Origin of the sequence: Cellulosimicrobium funkei, from assembly GCF_004519295.1 — a bacterium.
GTDB lineage: Bacteria > Actinomycetota > Actinomycetes > Actinomycetales > Cellulomonadaceae > Cellulosimicrobium > Cellulosimicrobium funkei.
The window spans coordinates 252,525-267,172 of the sequence record NZ_SOZH01000001.1 but is presented as its reverse complement, the minus strand read 5'-3'; the positions used below and the strand labels follow the sequence as shown (position 1 = coordinate 267,172).

10 protein-coding genes are annotated in these 14,648 nt (G+C 74.8%); 5 read left to right on the top strand and 5 right to left on the bottom strand.

Annotated features, from left to right (window positions below; all coding sequences use genetic code 11):
- The first annotated feature begins 168 nt into the window (after positions 1–168).
- Positions 169–549 carry a VOC family protein gene (locus E1O70_RS01165; RefSeq protein ID WP_061269095.1) on the top strand — a complete coding sequence of 127 codons (381 nt, stop codon included), beginning with the start codon at positions 169–171 and terminating at the stop codon, positions 547–549.
- A gap of 487 nt (positions 550–1,036) precedes the next feature.
- A complete protein-coding gene (locus E1O70_RS01160; RefSeq protein WP_021483431.1) occupies positions 1,037–1,543 on the top strand; it encodes an FBP domain-containing protein in 507 nt (168 codons plus the stop codon).
- On the opposite strand, the gene E1O70_RS01155 is transcribed toward E1O70_RS01160, so the two are convergent.
- On the bottom strand, positions 1,527–3,764 hold the full coding sequence (locus E1O70_RS01155; protein WP_061269096.1) for an MMPL family transporter: 2,238 nt from the start codon (positions 3,762–3,764) through the stop codon (positions 1,527–1,529). The genes E1O70_RS01160 and E1O70_RS01155 overlap by 17 nt on opposite strands.
- A gap of 271 nt (positions 3,765–4,035) precedes the next feature.
- Entirely contained in the window at positions 4,036–7,359 is a 3,324-nt protein-coding gene (locus E1O70_RS01150) for a 3-keto-alpha-glucoside-1,2-lyase-like domain-containing protein (RefSeq protein WP_082774780.1), read from the bottom strand.
- Between the two features lie 166 nt (positions 7,360–7,525).
- On the opposite strand from E1O70_RS01150, the gene E1O70_RS01145 reads away from it, so the two are divergent.
- Genes E1O70_RS01145 through E1O70_RS01135 form a run of 3 tightly spaced genes read left to right on the top strand, consistent with a single transcriptional unit; the run spans position 7,526 to position 11,403 of the window.
- Positions 7,526–8,437, top strand: a complete 912-nt coding sequence (locus E1O70_RS01145; protein WP_061269097.1) for a PhzF family phenazine biosynthesis protein — start codon at positions 7,526–7,528, stop codon at positions 8,435–8,437.
- A gap of 60 nt (positions 8,438–8,497) precedes the next feature.
- Positions 8,498–9,811: an MFS transporter gene (locus E1O70_RS01140; protein ID WP_128957697.1), complete on the top strand. Its 1,314-nt coding sequence runs from the start codon at positions 8,498–8,500 to the stop codon at positions 9,809–9,811.
- 47 nt (positions 9,812–9,858) lie between these two features.
- Positions 9,859–11,403, top strand: a complete 1,545-nt coding sequence (locus E1O70_RS01135; protein WP_167496874.1) for a glycosyltransferase 87 family protein — start codon at positions 9,859–9,861, stop codon at positions 11,401–11,403.
- A 76-nt stretch (positions 11,404–11,479) separates the two neighbouring features.
- On the opposite strand, the gene E1O70_RS01130 is transcribed toward E1O70_RS01135, so the two are convergent.
- The 3 genes from E1O70_RS01130 to E1O70_RS01120 all read right to left on the bottom strand — a co-directional run bounded on the left by E1O70_RS01130 (position 11,480) and on the right by E1O70_RS01120 (position 14,631).
- The gene (locus E1O70_RS01130; protein WP_061269100.1) at positions 11,480–11,902 is read right to left on the bottom strand and encodes a hypothetical protein; all 423 of its coding nucleotides are present in this window, start codon (positions 11,900–11,902) and stop codon (positions 11,480–11,482) included.
- Positions 11,903–11,985: 83 nt separating this feature from the next.
- A complete protein-coding gene (locus E1O70_RS01125; protein ID WP_128957695.1) occupies positions 11,986–13,224 on the bottom strand; it encodes a DUF916 domain-containing protein in 1,239 nt (412 codons plus the stop codon).
- A 132-nt stretch (positions 13,225–13,356) separates the two neighbouring features.
- A complete protein-coding gene (locus tag E1O70_RS01120; protein WP_061269407.1) occupies positions 13,357–14,631 on the bottom strand; it encodes a hypothetical protein in 1,275 nt (424 codons plus the stop codon).
- Positions 14,632–14,648 lie beyond the last annotated feature (17 nt).

The window sequence follows — 14,648 nt, the reverse complement described above, 5'->3', positions numbered from 1 at the left end:
GGACGGTGGACGGCGGAACCTCCGAGTCTGGCCGGGCGACCCGCTCGCCGGGCCCGGCACTTCGTCACCCGGGCGGGGCCGAAGGTCACCGGGGAAGCACCCACCCCGCGGTGGTGCCTGCGAGCGGCCCGCGGGTGGCCCGTGGGTGGCCCACGTCACGATGGGCGCATGAGCACCCACGCGCACGGCATCCACCACTCGATCGACTACGTCGAGCTCCCTGTGACCGACCTCGCCGCCGCGCAGGCGTTCTACGGCGCGGCCTTCGGCTGGGAGTTCGTCCCCTACGGCCCCGGGTACTCCGGGATCCGCACGGCGGCGGAGTCCGGCGCGGACGAGGCCGGCGGTCTACGTCTGGCCGAGTCGGGCGACGTGACCCGCGGCGGTCCGTTCGTCCTGCTGTTCTCGGCGGACCTCGACGCGACGCTCGCCGCCGTCCGGGGCGCGGGTGGTGAGGTGGTCGAGGGCCCGTACGAGTTCCCGGGTGGCCGCCGGTTCCACTTCCTCGACCCGAGCGGCAACGAGCTGGGTGTCTGGGCGACCTCCTGAGGGTCGGCGGCAGCCGTCGGGCCCGGGGTCGCGCGGCAGCCCGGCGGCAATCACGTTGACGGCGGCGGGTGCCGAGGCGCACCATCGAGGGTGACGGTTGCCGTGGGCAGCCGTCCGTCGTGCCGGACGGGCACGACCACGGATCAGGATCGCGCCGACGGCGCGCCGCACGGGACGAGGAGACGCGGATGCACGGCACCGCAGGCTGCGAGGTGGCCATGGCGGCCTGCTCGGGCGCCCTCTTCCCCCGCACCGTCACCCGCTGAGACCACCGGGCCGCGGGCCGTCGTCCCCGACGCCCGCTTTGCTCCGTGGCGCACCGCCGTCCGACGACCCCGTCGTCGCGCGGCCGCGCCGGTCATGACGCGACGGCTGCGGGCACGCCGTCCTCCCCGCCCCCGGCGGCGCCGTCGTGCGCCCGGGCGAGCACGCGTCGTCGTGCACGCCCGCCGGGCCCGGACCGTCCTGACACGGAAGCAGCGAACCCATGAACCCCCTGACCGAGAAGCAGATCCGCGCGTCGTTCGTCAACGCGTCCAAGCGCGAGGCCGCGCAGGCGACCCTCCCCGACCTCGACACGCTCGACTGGGACCGCCTCGACTACCTCGGGTGGCGCGACCGCAAGGCCCCGCTCCTCGCGTACGCCGTCGTGGAGGTCGACGACGAGCCGCGCGGCGTCCTGCTGCGCTCGACCGACGCCAAGACGGGCGGACGGCGCAAGCGCGCGGTGTGCGCGTGGTGCGAGGACGTCGTCGTGACGGACGACGTCAGCCTCTACGTGGCGCGCCGCGCCGGGGCCGCCGGGCGCCGCGGCAACACCGTCGGCACCCTCATCTGCACGCAGTTCCTCTGCTCGCAGAACGTCCGCCGGGCGCCCACCCGCACCGAGATGGGCGACGACGAGTCGATGCGCGAGCTGTTCGTCGAGCTCCGCGTCGACGGCCTCCGCGAGCGCTCCGCGCGCTTCGTCACCGAGGTCATGCGCGACGTGTGACCGACCGCGGCTCTACCTCGGCGGACCCAGGCTCTCCCTCGGCGGACCCGGGGTCTCCCTCGGCGGACCCGGGCTCTACGTCGGCGGACCCGGGTTCTCCCCCGCGCCAGGAGGGCCACCAGTTCCACCGGCCCAGGAGCGTCATCGTCGCGGGCAGCAGCAGCCCGCGCACGACGGTGACGTCGAGGAGCACGGCGACGGCCATGCCGACGCCGACCTCCTTCATCGCGACGAGCTCGCCCGCCGCGAAGCCGAGGAACACGATGCCGATGGCGACGGCCGCCGTCGTGACGACCGGGCCGGACGCGGTGATGCCGCGGAGCACGGCCCGGTCGTTCGCGACGCGCGGGTCCTCGCCGGGCGCGCGGGCGCGCCACTCCTCCGCGGTGCGAGACAGGAGGAACACCTCATAGTCGGTGGAGAGGCCGAACACGAGCATGCCGACGAGCAGGGGCGTGGTGACGTCGAGCGCACCCCACGGCTCGAACCCGAGGAGCGAGGCGCCGACGCCGTGCTGGAACACGGAGACGAGGACGCCGAGCGTCGCCGCGAGCGTGAGCAGGTTGAGCACGAGGGCCTTGAGCGGCACGACGAGCGAGCCGGTGAGCAGGAAGAGCAGCACGAAGGTCGCGAGCACCACGACCCCGGCGGCGAGCGGGAGCCGCTGCGCGAGGTGCTCCTGGGTGTCGACGACCTCGGCGGCCGGTCCGGCGACCAGCACCTCGAGGTCGGTGTCGAGGGCGCGCACGGCGTGCACGAGGTCCTGCGCCTCCTGGGCCGTCGCGTCACCGCCCGGGCCGACGTCGGGCGTGAGGTCGACGACGGTGACCTCGGGCGGGTAGCCGGTGTCCTGCATGGCGTCCTCGACGCCGGGCAGGGCGGCGGCCCGGTCGAGCAGCTCGGGCACCGCCGGGTCGTCGACCGGGCCCTCCACGAGCACGGTGACGGGCGCGACGCCGAGGTCGGCGAAGCGGGAGGTGGTGGCGTCAGCGGCGAGGCGCGCCTCGGCGTCGGCGGGCAGCGAGCGGACCTCCGAGCTGCCGAGCGTGAGCGAGCCGAGGGGCACGGCGAGCGCGAGCAGGAGCGCCGTCGCGCCGAGCGTGACGAGCACGGCGTGGCGCTGCGCGGTGCGCGCGAGCCTGCCCAGCGTGCCGGCGCCGCCGCGGCCCGTCCACGGGTGGGACCACGTGCGCGCGCCCGGCGCGGGGATCGCGCGGTGCCACGTCGCGACGAGCGCGGGGACGAGCATGAGCCCGGCGGCGGTCGCGACGAGCACGACGATCGCGCCGCCCACCGCCATGCCGGAGAGCAGGGAGTCGCCGAGCAGGAGGAGCCCGGCGAGCGAGATGGCGACGGCGAGGCCGGAGGCGAGCACGGCCCGGCCGGCGGTCGCGAGGGTGCGCCCGACGAGCTCGTCGAGCGGGAGGCCCGGGGACGCGGCGCGCTCCTCGCGGAAGCGCGCGAGCACGAGCAGCGAGTAGTCGACCGTGAGGCCGAGGCCGAGCAGCGTCACGACGTTCACGGCGAACTCGTTGACGGGCACGACGCCGAGCAGCCCGCTGAGCACGAGCAGCGCGACCGCGATCGCGGCGAGCGCGGAGAGCAGCGGGACCAGGCCGGCCCGCAGGCCGCCGAGGACGACGACGAGCACGACGAGGAGGACCGCGATCGCGATCCCCTCGCCCACCGCGGCGTCGGTGATCGCCTGCTCGACGAACGCCTCCTCCGCGAGCAGCGCGCCGCCCACGAGCACCTCGGGAGTGTCGACGGTGTGCAGCGCGTCGGCGACGCGGTGCGCGAGGGCGAGGGCCTCGTCGTCGGACAGCGCGGGGTCGAGCTCGACGACGACGAGCGAGCCCTGCGCGTCGTCGGCGATGAGCCCGCCGCCGGTGTAGGCGTCGGAGAGCTCCACGACGCCGGGCATCGCGCGGATGCCGTGCATGACCTCGCTCGCCTGGGCGATGAGGTCGGCGGAGAAGTGGTCGCGGCCGGACAGCACCGCGACGACGGTCTCGCCCTCGGGGGCGAGCTCCTCGAGGCGTTCCGCCGCGAGGGCGGACGCGCTGCCCGGCGGGGCGGGGTCGACGTCGGAGGTCTTGTCGAAGACCGCCCCGCCGAGCACGGCGCCCGCGACGAGGAGGACGGCCCAGACGACGAGGACCGCGCCCCGGCGGCGGGCGGCGAACCGTCCGGTCCGGTGCAGGAGGCGTCCGAGCGTCATGGGGGCTCCCCTCGTCGGGAACTCGTCGGGGAGTCGTGGGGTCGGCCTCGGCCGGCTCGCCCACGACGTTCGTGCGTTGCGTCCGTGCGGCAGCGCGCGGACGTGAGCACCCTACGCGAGGGTGGGAGCGCCGTCGGACCGCGCTCCGCCCTGCGGGGACGCCCTGCCGGGCGCCGGACGAGACGGGTCGGGCGGGGGCGGCTCGTGCCGCCGCCCCCGCCCGGTGCGACCCGGGGCGGACGGCTCACGCCGCCCGCCCCGGGTCATCGGCTCAGCCGCAGCTGACGGCCTCGTAGGCGGCGTCCGCCTCGAACGTCCGGCCGTCACCGGTCGCGGAGACCTGCGCGACGCCAGCCTCGACCGACGTGGCACGCGTCGCGAACGACTGGTACGCGGAGGCACCCGGCTGGACGCCGGTCACCGTCTTCGTCCCGAACGGCGTCGTGAGCGTGACGTCCGCCGGCACCGTGTCGTCGTTCGTGGCACGGACCGCGACGTAGACCTTGCCCGCGAGGCAGCGGGTCTGGACCGTCGTCGAGATCGCGAGCTCCTCGACGGGCTCGTCGGTCAGCTCCTTGAACCGGATGTTCCGGTAGTTGACCATCTCGCCGTTGCCGTGGTTCTGGATCCCCACGAAGCTGTTGACGAGGCGGGCCGGGTCGCTGCTCGTGAAGTCGTTGACGAGCACGTCGTTGAGGTAGACCCGGATGCGGTCGCCCTCGACGCGGATGTCGTACGCGTTCCACTGGCCGACCGGCTTGAGCGAGGCCTCGACGGCCGCGGCGTCGGCACCCTGGAACGTGTAGATGGCACCCGTGGTGCGGTCGGCGGCGTCCGTCGCGTCGATCTGGATCTCGTAGCCCTTGTTGACGGCCACCCACGGGTCGTCGCCCGGGTTCGGGAACCCGACGAACACGCCGCCGTTGTCGTCCTTGAGGAGCTTCCAGTCGAGCTTCAGGCTGTAGCTGTCCCCGAGCTCCTGGTTGAACCAGAGCAGGCCCATGCCGCCCGCGCCCTGGATCGAGCAGTCCTCCTGGCGGCCGAAGCCACCCGGACCGGCCATGCGCCAGCCCGCCTGGAGGCTCGCGAGGGTGCCGTCGAAGAGGGCGGTGTAGCCGTCCTCGACCTCGCCCGGGGTGCAGATGTCCGGGTTCTCGCCGATCGAGAGCACGTCGATGTTGATGTTGCCCTGGTCGCCCGTCTCGTACGCGAGCGTGATGGTGTTCGTGCCCGCCTGGAGCTCGAGGTCGCGCGTCTGCACGCCCCAGTCCTTCCAGCTCCCCGTGGTCGGGAAGTTCCACTGGCCGAGGTCCTGGCCGTTCACGTGGAGCGAGACGTTCTTGGACCGCAGCTCGGTGTACGGGTGGATGCCGTTGGCGTAGCGCACGTTCACCGGGTAGGTGCCCGCCTCGGGGACGGTCACGGAGAACGTGCGGCCGGAGCCGACGCTCGTCATGCCCGCGGCGAAGCCGGAGCCGGAGTAGTTGCTGTGGTCCGAGCCGATGCTCGAGCCGCCGAGGGGCTGGGCCAGCTCCGCCTCGTACCAGCCGCGGTCGGCCGGGGCGACGTAGCCGGGCAGCGAGTTGAGCGTGTACCAGGCCTCGGTGCTGAGGAGCTCCGCGCCGTCGGCCGAGGCGAACGGGCGCGGGGACCGGACGTAGACGACGTGGCCGGGCTTGAGACCGTCGATCTTCAGCGTGACGGTCGTGCGGTCCTCGGACACCTGGGCGTCCGTGACGAAGAGCGGCTGCTCGTCGACCTTCGGGCCGCCGTACTGCTGCGTCGGCACGTAGCGCCACTGCTTGATCTGGTACGCGTCGGCGAGGTTCTCGACGACCTCGTCGGAGACCGGGTCGGTGTACTCGATCTCGAAGCCGCCCTCGACCACGCGCATCTCCTTCATGTCGAAGGAGTCCTCGTTGACGGGGACGAGCTTCTGGAGGCCGAACCGGAGCTTGCCGGACTCGCCCCAGTTGCCGCCCTCACCGGTGCCGCCGGCGTAGAGCGCGCCGTCGGGGCCGTAGATGACGCGGTTCACGCCGACCTCGAGACCCGCGGTGTGGCGGAAGACCGCACCCTGGAACTCGCCGTCGACCTTCTCGAGGAACGCGCGCTGGATGCCGCCGTACGTGACGTCGCCGAGCAGCATCTGGCCCGCGAACTCGCCGTCCTCGACGAGGATCGGGTTGCCCGGGGAGTTGGCGATCTCGTTCTGCGGCAGCCACACGGCCGGCGGGGCGACGGGGTTCGAGTCGAACGGCCCGGCCGGGTTCGTGTAGTGGTTGTAGAACTTGTCCTGCTGGATGTGGATGAGCTTGTTCGACGGCAGCCAGGCACCCTGGTTGTCCGTCGCGAAGATCTCGCCCTCGGGGCCGAAGCCGATGCCGTTCGGCGTGCGGAGGCCGCCCGCGACGTAGCTCACCTCGCCCGTCTCGCGGTCGATCTTGATCGACGTGCCGCGGTTGGCCGCGGGCTGCGGGTTCGTCGTCGCGCCGCCGTTGTTGATGGCCACGGAGAGGTTGACGTAGAAGTAGTCCTCGTCGTGGATCAGGCCGAACGCGAACTCGTGGAAGTTGCCGCCGTCGGGCCACTCCGCGATCTTCGTGTGGGTGTCGTAGAAGCCGTCGCCGTCGGGGTCGGTGAGCTGCGTGAGCTGGTACCGCTCCGAGACGAAGATCGAGTCCTCGACGACCTCGATGCCCATGGGGTTGAGCAGCTCGTCCGCGACGAGCGTCGCGGTGACGTCCTCGGGGCCGTCGGCCGTGGTGACGCCGTCGAGGAAGTACACCTCGCCGGACACCGGGTCGGGGCGCCAGCCGCCGGAGCTGACCTCGCCCGTCGTCACGACGGCGAGCTGCTCGTCCGGCGTGAACGCCAGGCCGGAGACCTTGGGCTCGAAGCCCGCGGGGCGCAGGTCGACGAGCTCGTAGTTCGGGTTGACGGAGTCGAGCCGCAGGCCGTCGCCGGCCGTGTCGGTCGCGCCCTCGCAGTACTTGTAGCCGGGCGCGGTCACGCGCACGACGCCGGCCTCGGTGCTGAGCGCCGAGGTCGGGATCACCTGGAAGGAGGAGCTGCCCGGCGTCTTCCACGCGAGCGTGAGGCGCTGCTTGTCGCTGCCCTCGTAGTAGTCGACCCGCAGGTCGTGCACGCCTGCGGTGAGCGTCGCGCTGCCCTCGACGGAGGTCGAGTCGTTGGGGCCGTCGTTCTCGAGGACGAGCTGGCCGTCGATGTAGACGAGCGCGCCGTCGTCGTTGGTCACGCGGAACTGGTACTGGCCGTCCGCGGGGACGTGCAGGTTCGCGCTCACCTGCGAGATGAAGTTGTCCTCGGCGCCGAACTGCTCGGCCGTGGACCAGTCGATGGTCGGCATGAGCTTGTCGACGTTGGGCGTCTGCCCGGACTTCAGGGTGCAGACCCCACCGGGGTTCTGCGCGAGCTGGAAGGTCCGCAGCGTGACGCCGGGCTCCTGCTCGGGGAGCTCTGCCGCGGCGGGGACGGCCCAGCCCGCGACGACCAGGGCGCCGAGGGTGAGGGCGGCCGCGCCGCGTCGGTACCTGATCCGGCGGGACACCGGCAGGCTGGTGCGTTCGAGCATCGTTGCTCCTTACTCGGTCGGACTACGAGTCCACGGAGCGTAACCCCTGCCTGGCCCCGTCGATGACAACGCTGGACAGGCTAGCCCGCGTTCTATCGATGTGTCTACAACTTCCGTCGCACCGTCGACAAAAGTGCTCCCATCAGCGGGGACGTACGCTCACGGCATGACCGCACGCCACGGAGACATCGCCGACCGGACCGCGTCCCGCCCGTTCGCCCAGGTCGACGTCTTCACCCGCACGCCGACCCTCGGGAACCCCGTCGCGGTCGTGCTCGACGCCGTCGGCCTCACGGACGAGCAGATGGCCGCCTTCGCGCGCTGGACCAACCTCTCCGAGACGACGTTCCTCCTGCCGCCCACGCCCGACGGCGCCGCAGGCGGCGCCGACTACCGCCTGCGGATCTTCACCCCGGCGGGCGAGCTGCCGTTCGCGGGCCATCCGACGCTCGGGTCGTGCCACGCGTGGCTCGAGGCGGGCGGCAGCCCGCGCGCGGGGGACGTCGTCGTGCAGGAGTGCGGCGTCGGGCTCGTGACGATCCGGCGCGAGGAGGGCACGGAGCGGCTCGCGTTCGCCGCGCCCGCGCTGCTCGCCGACGAGCCGGTCCCGGCCGACGACCTCGCGGCGATCGTCGCCGCGCTCGGCGTCCCCGACGAGGCCGTGCTCGACCACCGCGTGCTCGACAACGGGCCGGGCTGGCGCGTCGTCCTGCTCGACTCCGCCGCGCGCGTCGCGCGGCTGACGCCCGACTGGACCCGGCTGCGCGCGGAGCACCCCGACCTCTCGGTGGGCGTCGCCGGCCTGCACGGGGACGACGGCGGCCCCGACGGCACCGCCGTCGAGGTGCGCGGGTTCGCGCTCGCCATGGGCATCCCCGAGGACCCGGTCACCGGGAGCCTCAACGCCGTCGTCGGGCAGTGGCTCACGCGCGACGGCCGCCTCCCCGGGCGCTACGTCGCCGCCCAGGGCGCCGCGCTCGGCCGGGCGGGGCGCGTGCACGTCGAGCGCGACGGCGCCGGGACCGTCTGGGTCGGCGGGTCGAGCGTCACGTGCGTCGCGGGGACCGTCCGCCTCTGACGGGTCGCCGCCGCGGAAAACGGAGGCCCGGAGGCCCGCCCGCTCCGTAGACTCGGGCAAGTGTCAACAAACCCTCCGGTTTCCGGACCGGCGCGCGCCCTGACGGACCGCGCCGTGGTCTCGCGCGCGCGGTGGGCGCTCATGGTGCAGTTCGCGCTGTTCGGCGTCATCGGCACGTCGTGGATGAGCCGCCTGCCGTCGGTGCGCGAGGCGCTCGGGCTGAGCTCGGGCCAGCTCGGCGCGCTGCTCGTCGTGGGCGGGGTCGGCACCCTCACCGCCGTCGTCGTGACGGGCGCGGTCGTCGCGCGCTTCGGCAGCCGCACGACGCTCGTCGTCGCGACGTCCGCGAACGTCGTCGGGTTCGGCCTCGTCGCGCTCGGCACGGCGACCGGCAGCGTCGGCGTGTTCGCGGCGGGCGCGTTCCTCAACGGCATGTGCGGCGCGCTGACCAACGTCCCCATCAACATCTGCGCGGCGTCGGTGGAGCAGCACGTCGGGCGCGCGATCCTCCCCCACTTCCACGCGGCCTTCTCGATCGGGGCGGCGTGCGGGGCGCTCGTCGCCGCCGCGTTCTCGTGGGCGCACGTGGGCATCGCCACGCAGGTCGTCGTCGTCACGCTCGTCGTCACGGCGGCCCGCGCGCTCCTCATCGCGCCCGCGACGGCGATCGCGCCCGAGCGTGCCGCGGCGCGCACGGCGGCGGCCGACGGCGCTCCCGCACCCCGGCGCGGCGCGGGCGTCCGCGCGGCGCTCGCCGCGTGGCGCGAGCCGCGCACCCTCCTCATCGGGCTCGTGCTGCTCGCGTCGTCGCTCTCGGAGGGCTCGGCGGGCAACTGGCTGTCCATCGCCGTGGTCGACGGGTTCGACGTGCGCGAGGCGCTCGGCGCGGTGGCGTACGGGACGTTCGTCGGCGCGATGACGGTGTTCCGGTTCGCCGGCACCGGGCTCATCGACCGGTTCGGTCGCGTCGCGGTGCTCCGGGCGTCGGGCGCCTCCGCGCTCGTCGGGCTCCTCGTGTTCGGCCTCGCGCCCACGCTGCCGCTCGCGTGGGTGGGGATCGTCCTGTGGGGCTGCGGTGCGGCGCTCGCGAACCCCGTCGCGATCGCCGCGGCGTCCGACGACCCCGCGCACGCCGCACCCCGCGTCGCGGTCGCGACGTCGTTCTCCACGGTCGCGATGCTGAGCGCTCCCCCGCTGCTCGGCCTGCTGGTCGACGGCGTCGGGGCCCGCCACGCGCTCCTCGTGATCTGCGCCGCGACGGTGCTGTCCCTCGCGGTCGCGGGCCAGGTCCGGCCCCTGCCGCGCCCGGCGGCGCCCGCCCCGGCCGACGACCTGCCGGAGCCCGGCCGGGAGCGCCCGGTCGGGTCCCGCTAGGGGGACGCGTCGCGCGCCCGCCGCGGCCCCGGCGCACACTGGCGGGTGTGAGCCTGGCAGCCCGTGCCCCGCGCCGAGCGCCCGCTGCCGCGCGGTGGGGGTGGGTCGTGGCCGCCGTCGTGGCGGGCCTGGCGTTCCTCGTGCGGTGGCACCTCGTCGGTGGCTCGGCCGGGATCGGCGGGTACCGCGGGTACGACGACGGCGTGTACTTCTCGGCCGCGGTGGCGCTCGTGCACGGCCGCGTGCCCTACCGCGACTTCCTGCTCCTGCACCCGCCCGGCTCGACGCTCGCCCTGACGCCCTTCGCCACGCTCACCACGTGGACGAGCGACGACCACGCCCTGGTCGCCGCGCGCGTCGGCATCATGCTCGTGGGCGCGGCCAACGCCGTGCTCGTGACGCGCGTGGCGCGCCGGTGGGGCACGACGGCGGCCGTCGTGGGCGGCGTCCTCTACGCGCTGTCGTACGCCGCGGCGTGGGCCGAGCGGCTCACGCTCCTCGAACCGCTCGGCTCCCTGTGCCTGCTCGGCGGGGTCGTGCTGCTGCTCCGCGGCCTCGACCGGCGCCAGGAGGGCACCGGCCGCGAGCGGCCGTGGCTCTGGGCGGGCGGTGCCGTCCTCGCGCTCGGTGCGACGGTCAAGATCTGGGGCGTGGTGCCGCTGCTCGTCGTGCTCCTCTGGCTGCTGGTCGTCGCCGGGTGGCGTACCGCGGCCCGCGCCGCCGCGGGCGCCGTCGTCGCGCTGGTGGCGGTGCTCGGCCCGTTCCTCCTCGCCGCGGGGTCGGACATGGTCCGCATGGTCGTGCTCGACCAGCTCACCCGGCCCCCGGGGACGACGGACCTCGAGCAGCGGCTCGTGTGGCTAACGGGGACGGGTGGCCTGCGCGACCTCGTGCCGGAACAGGAGCAGCTCGCGGTGGCCTGGACCGTGCTGGCGCTGGTGACGGTCGCCGCGGTCGCGGCGTGGGTCGGGCGGCGCGGGCGGCTGTGGGTCGTGCTGCTCGCGGTGCAGGTCGGCGTCCTGCTGCTCTCGCCGTCCGCGTACCCGCAGTACGCCGCGTTCTCGGCACCGGCGCTGGTCCTCGTCCTGGCCGCCGCGTGCTCGCTCCTGCCCCGCCCGAGTCGGGTCGCGGCGGGAGCGCTCCTGGGCGCCGGCGCCGCAGCCCTCCTCGTGGCCGCGGTGCAGACCGCACCGCGCATCGCCCCGTTCCCGACGGCCGAGGTGGCGGCGGCGCTCCCCGACGACGGCTGCGTCCGCGCCGACTCCCCCGGGGTCCTCGCCGTCCTCGACGTGCTGAGCCGCGACCTCGAGCGCGGCTGCGAGCTCCCCGTGGACCTGTCGGGGTACGCGTACGACCACGGCGCGCGGGACGTCGCCGGCGAGCCGGTGCCGCGCCGTCGGAACCTCGCCTGGCAGGAGGAGGCGCTGCGCTACCTGACGTCGGGGTCGTCCGCCGTGCTCGTGCGGTCGACCGGCAACGGGTTCAGCGACGAGACCTGGCGCACGCTCGACGCCACGACGACGACCGTCGTCGACCGGCCGGGGGTGCGGGTGCTCGTCCCGCACGACGACGTCACGCGGCCGGGAGGCTGAGCCTGCGCCCCGCGACGGGGACGCTCAGGCGCGGGCCCGGTACCGCTCCACGGACTCGTGCCGAGGTTCCCCGGCGTCAGTCCGGCTCCCGGGCGGCGGCGATGCGCATCGTCACGTGGCTCGCGTACTCCGCGGGCTCTCGGTCGACCTGCACACGCAGCGACCCTGGGGGGACGTCGACGGTGCGCTCGTTCTCGGCGGTCCCGATCGCGAGTCGCCCGGACGGGCAGCTGAGCTGTCCGTCGAACTCCGCAACTCCCGTGGGCAAGGGCTCACCGACGACGACGGTCACGGTGACCGTCGCGGACGGAGGATCCACGTCCTCGGGCCAGTCGTCCGAGACGTCGATGTCGGCGGCATGGAGCACCGGCACGGCCAGGCAGGACGGTGACGACGTGATCGCCTCGTCGCCGAGGTCCGGGGGAAGGTCGAAGGACTCCTGCTCGTCGAAAGCAAGGAGGAGGCCCCACCGGAACGGTTGTGTCCACTCGAGCTGCACCCCCGCACCGTATCGAAGGCGCCGCGCCGCTCAGGTGCGCCAGGTGACGCCGTCTCCACCACCGTCGCTCCGGCCCGGACACCTCACGGCGCAGGTCTCGCCCAGGGGTCCCGGTCCGCTGCCGGGCTGCCGACGGGCTCGCTCGGGGACTCCTCGGTCGTCGGCTCGTCCGCACCGCCCGCGGCACGCTCGGCGAGCGCGGCGGCGACGGCGGCGTCGACCGCGCGCTGCTGGGCGGTCCGCGCCCGGCGCCGCGCGCGGACGCGCCAGACGACGAGCAGCGCCACGAGGACGAGGAGGCCGAGCGCGACCCACGGCACGGCCCAGGTGGCGGCGGTCGCGACGACGCCCGGCACGACGACCTCCGGGTCGGGCACCGTCCCGGGCAGCGGCACGACCTCTCCGCCGACCGTCAGCGTCGCGACCTCGCGACCGAGCGGCCAGACGCCGTCGACCTCGACGGTCCGCTCGACGGACGAGCCGGGGAGCAGCTCGGGCACGTCGACGTCGGTCGCGGACGTCGCGCCGAGCCCGAACGGGCCGGCGACGCGGACGGCGGTCGCCGGGGCGACGCGCGCGTTGCCCTCGTTCGTCACGGTGAACGTGACGGTCGCGCTGCCGGGCGCGAACGGGTTGAGCGTGCCGTCGTAGGCGAGCCGCACGTCGTCGACCGCGAGCGCCGGGGCGAGCTCGCCCTGGACCCGCAGGTGCACGCGCGAGCCGAGCCGCCGGTCGGTCGTGACGCCGTCCTCGGCGACCACGACGAGGGACGACACGACTCCGGCGGCGTAGTCACCCGGGGTCGCGTCGTCGGGCACGGTGACGGTGAAGGGGACCTCGACACGCTCCTGCGGAGGGATCTCGACCTCGGCCTGGTCGAGGGCGATCCACGACCCGAGCGCGGTCGACACCTCGCCCGCGGGCAGGAGGTCGAGCGTGCCGTCGTCGGTGAGGAAGCCGTCGGCCGCGTAGACGGCGAGCGCGAGCGGAGTGTCGTCGTGGTTGGAGACGACGAGGCTGTCGCGCAGCGAGCCGCCGGGCGCGAGCGAGTACGCGAAGTTGGGCCGGTCGACGCCCTGGGCGGTGTCTCCCGGGCGCACGCCCCACTGCACGGTCTGCTCCGGGTCGGGCGCGGGGGCGTCGTCGGTCGCGACGGCGGTCCGCGCGGCGGGCGCGACGTGGCCGGGGGCCGCGGCGGGCGCGGCGTCCCCGGGGAGCGCCGCGGCGGCGGGCGCGCCGAGGAGCGCGAGCGCGAGCAGGGGACCGGCGAGCGCGCGCAGGGCGTGGGACGCAGGGGCGGGAGAGGTGCGGCGGTGGGTCATGCGCTCGGTCCTTCGTCGGTGCAGGTGGGGCGGCTCGGACGAGAGCCGCCGGACCGGCCGGCCACCACGGCGTGCGTGGTGGCCGACCGGTCGCCCGGCCCGTGCCGGGCCGGGCTGCGGTGTCCCGCGGGATCAGCCCAGTGCGGTGAGCGTGATCGTCGCGGTGTAGGTGCCGCGCGGGGTGTCGAGCGGCATCTTGAGGTCGAGCTCGGCCCCGACCACGGACGCGCCGCGCGCGTGGCCCTCGTCGGCCCGCGCGAGGGTGCGCGCCTGCTTGAGGCCCTCGCCCTCGTCGAACCCGGACGCGACCGGGGCGCCGGCGACCGCGTCGCCGCCGTTCTCGATGACGCCCGGCGTCCAGCCGAGGTGCTTGCCGTCGACCGTCTGGCCGCCCGCCGTGAAGTCGGACACCTGGCCGGTGACCGACCACGCCGGGTCGCCCGCGCGCGTGTCCTGGACGCGCACGGGGACGAGCTGGCCCTGGGCCTGGTAGTGGCTGAGCTCCTCGTCGGCGACGCCGAGGTCGACGAGGCGCGACGAGCCCTCGAGCGACCACGTGAGCTCGCCTCCGGACTGCTGCGGCACGGTGACGGCCACGGCCTGGTCGCCCTCGGGCGCAGCCCCCGGCTCCTCGCCGGTGTGGTCGCCCTCGACGCCGCCCGCGGTGTTCCCGGGCCCGAGGACGGCGGCCGGGTCGTTGCCCGTCGCACGGATCGTGCCCTGGACCGCCGTGCCCGCGACCCGCAGGTTGCCGGCGTTCCCGCTGAGCACGAGGTCGCCCGCGACCGCGTTGCCCCACTCGTCGGCCTCGCCGGACGCCGTCGCGCCGACGAGCAGGTCGCGCGCACCGTTGCTCACGGTGAGCGTGCCCCCGACCACGGCGCCCGCGACCGTCACGCCGAACGCGGAGCCGTCGAGCGTCGCGTCGCCGCGCACGGACGTGCGCAGCAGGTCGACGTAGCTCGCCTCCTGCGTGAGCAGCCCGCCGGAGACGGTCGAGTCGCTGATCTCGACGTCCACGCCCCCGGCCGCGACGTCGCCCCCGACGGTGAGGTCGTTGAGGTACAGGAACCCGTTCCGGGTGCCCGCCGAGTAGACGCTGACGTCCCCGGCGACGCTCGTGCCGTCGAGCAGCACGCCGTACGCGTCGGTCGCGACGACGTCGCCCCCCACGGTCACGGACGTCGCGTCGAGCCAGCCGCCCGGCTGGACCACGACGTCGCCCTCGACGGTCGCGCCGCCGAGGACGCAGTCCGCGCCCCCGGGGACGACGAGGTCGCCGCTGACGGTCCGGTCGCCGAGGTCGGTCGTGCACTCGACGTCGGCGGCCTGCGCCGCGGGCGCGACCGCCGTGGCCGTGGCCACCGCGAGCAGCGCGGCGGCCGGGACCTTCCACTTCCACTTCATGTGATGCTCCTTGTCAG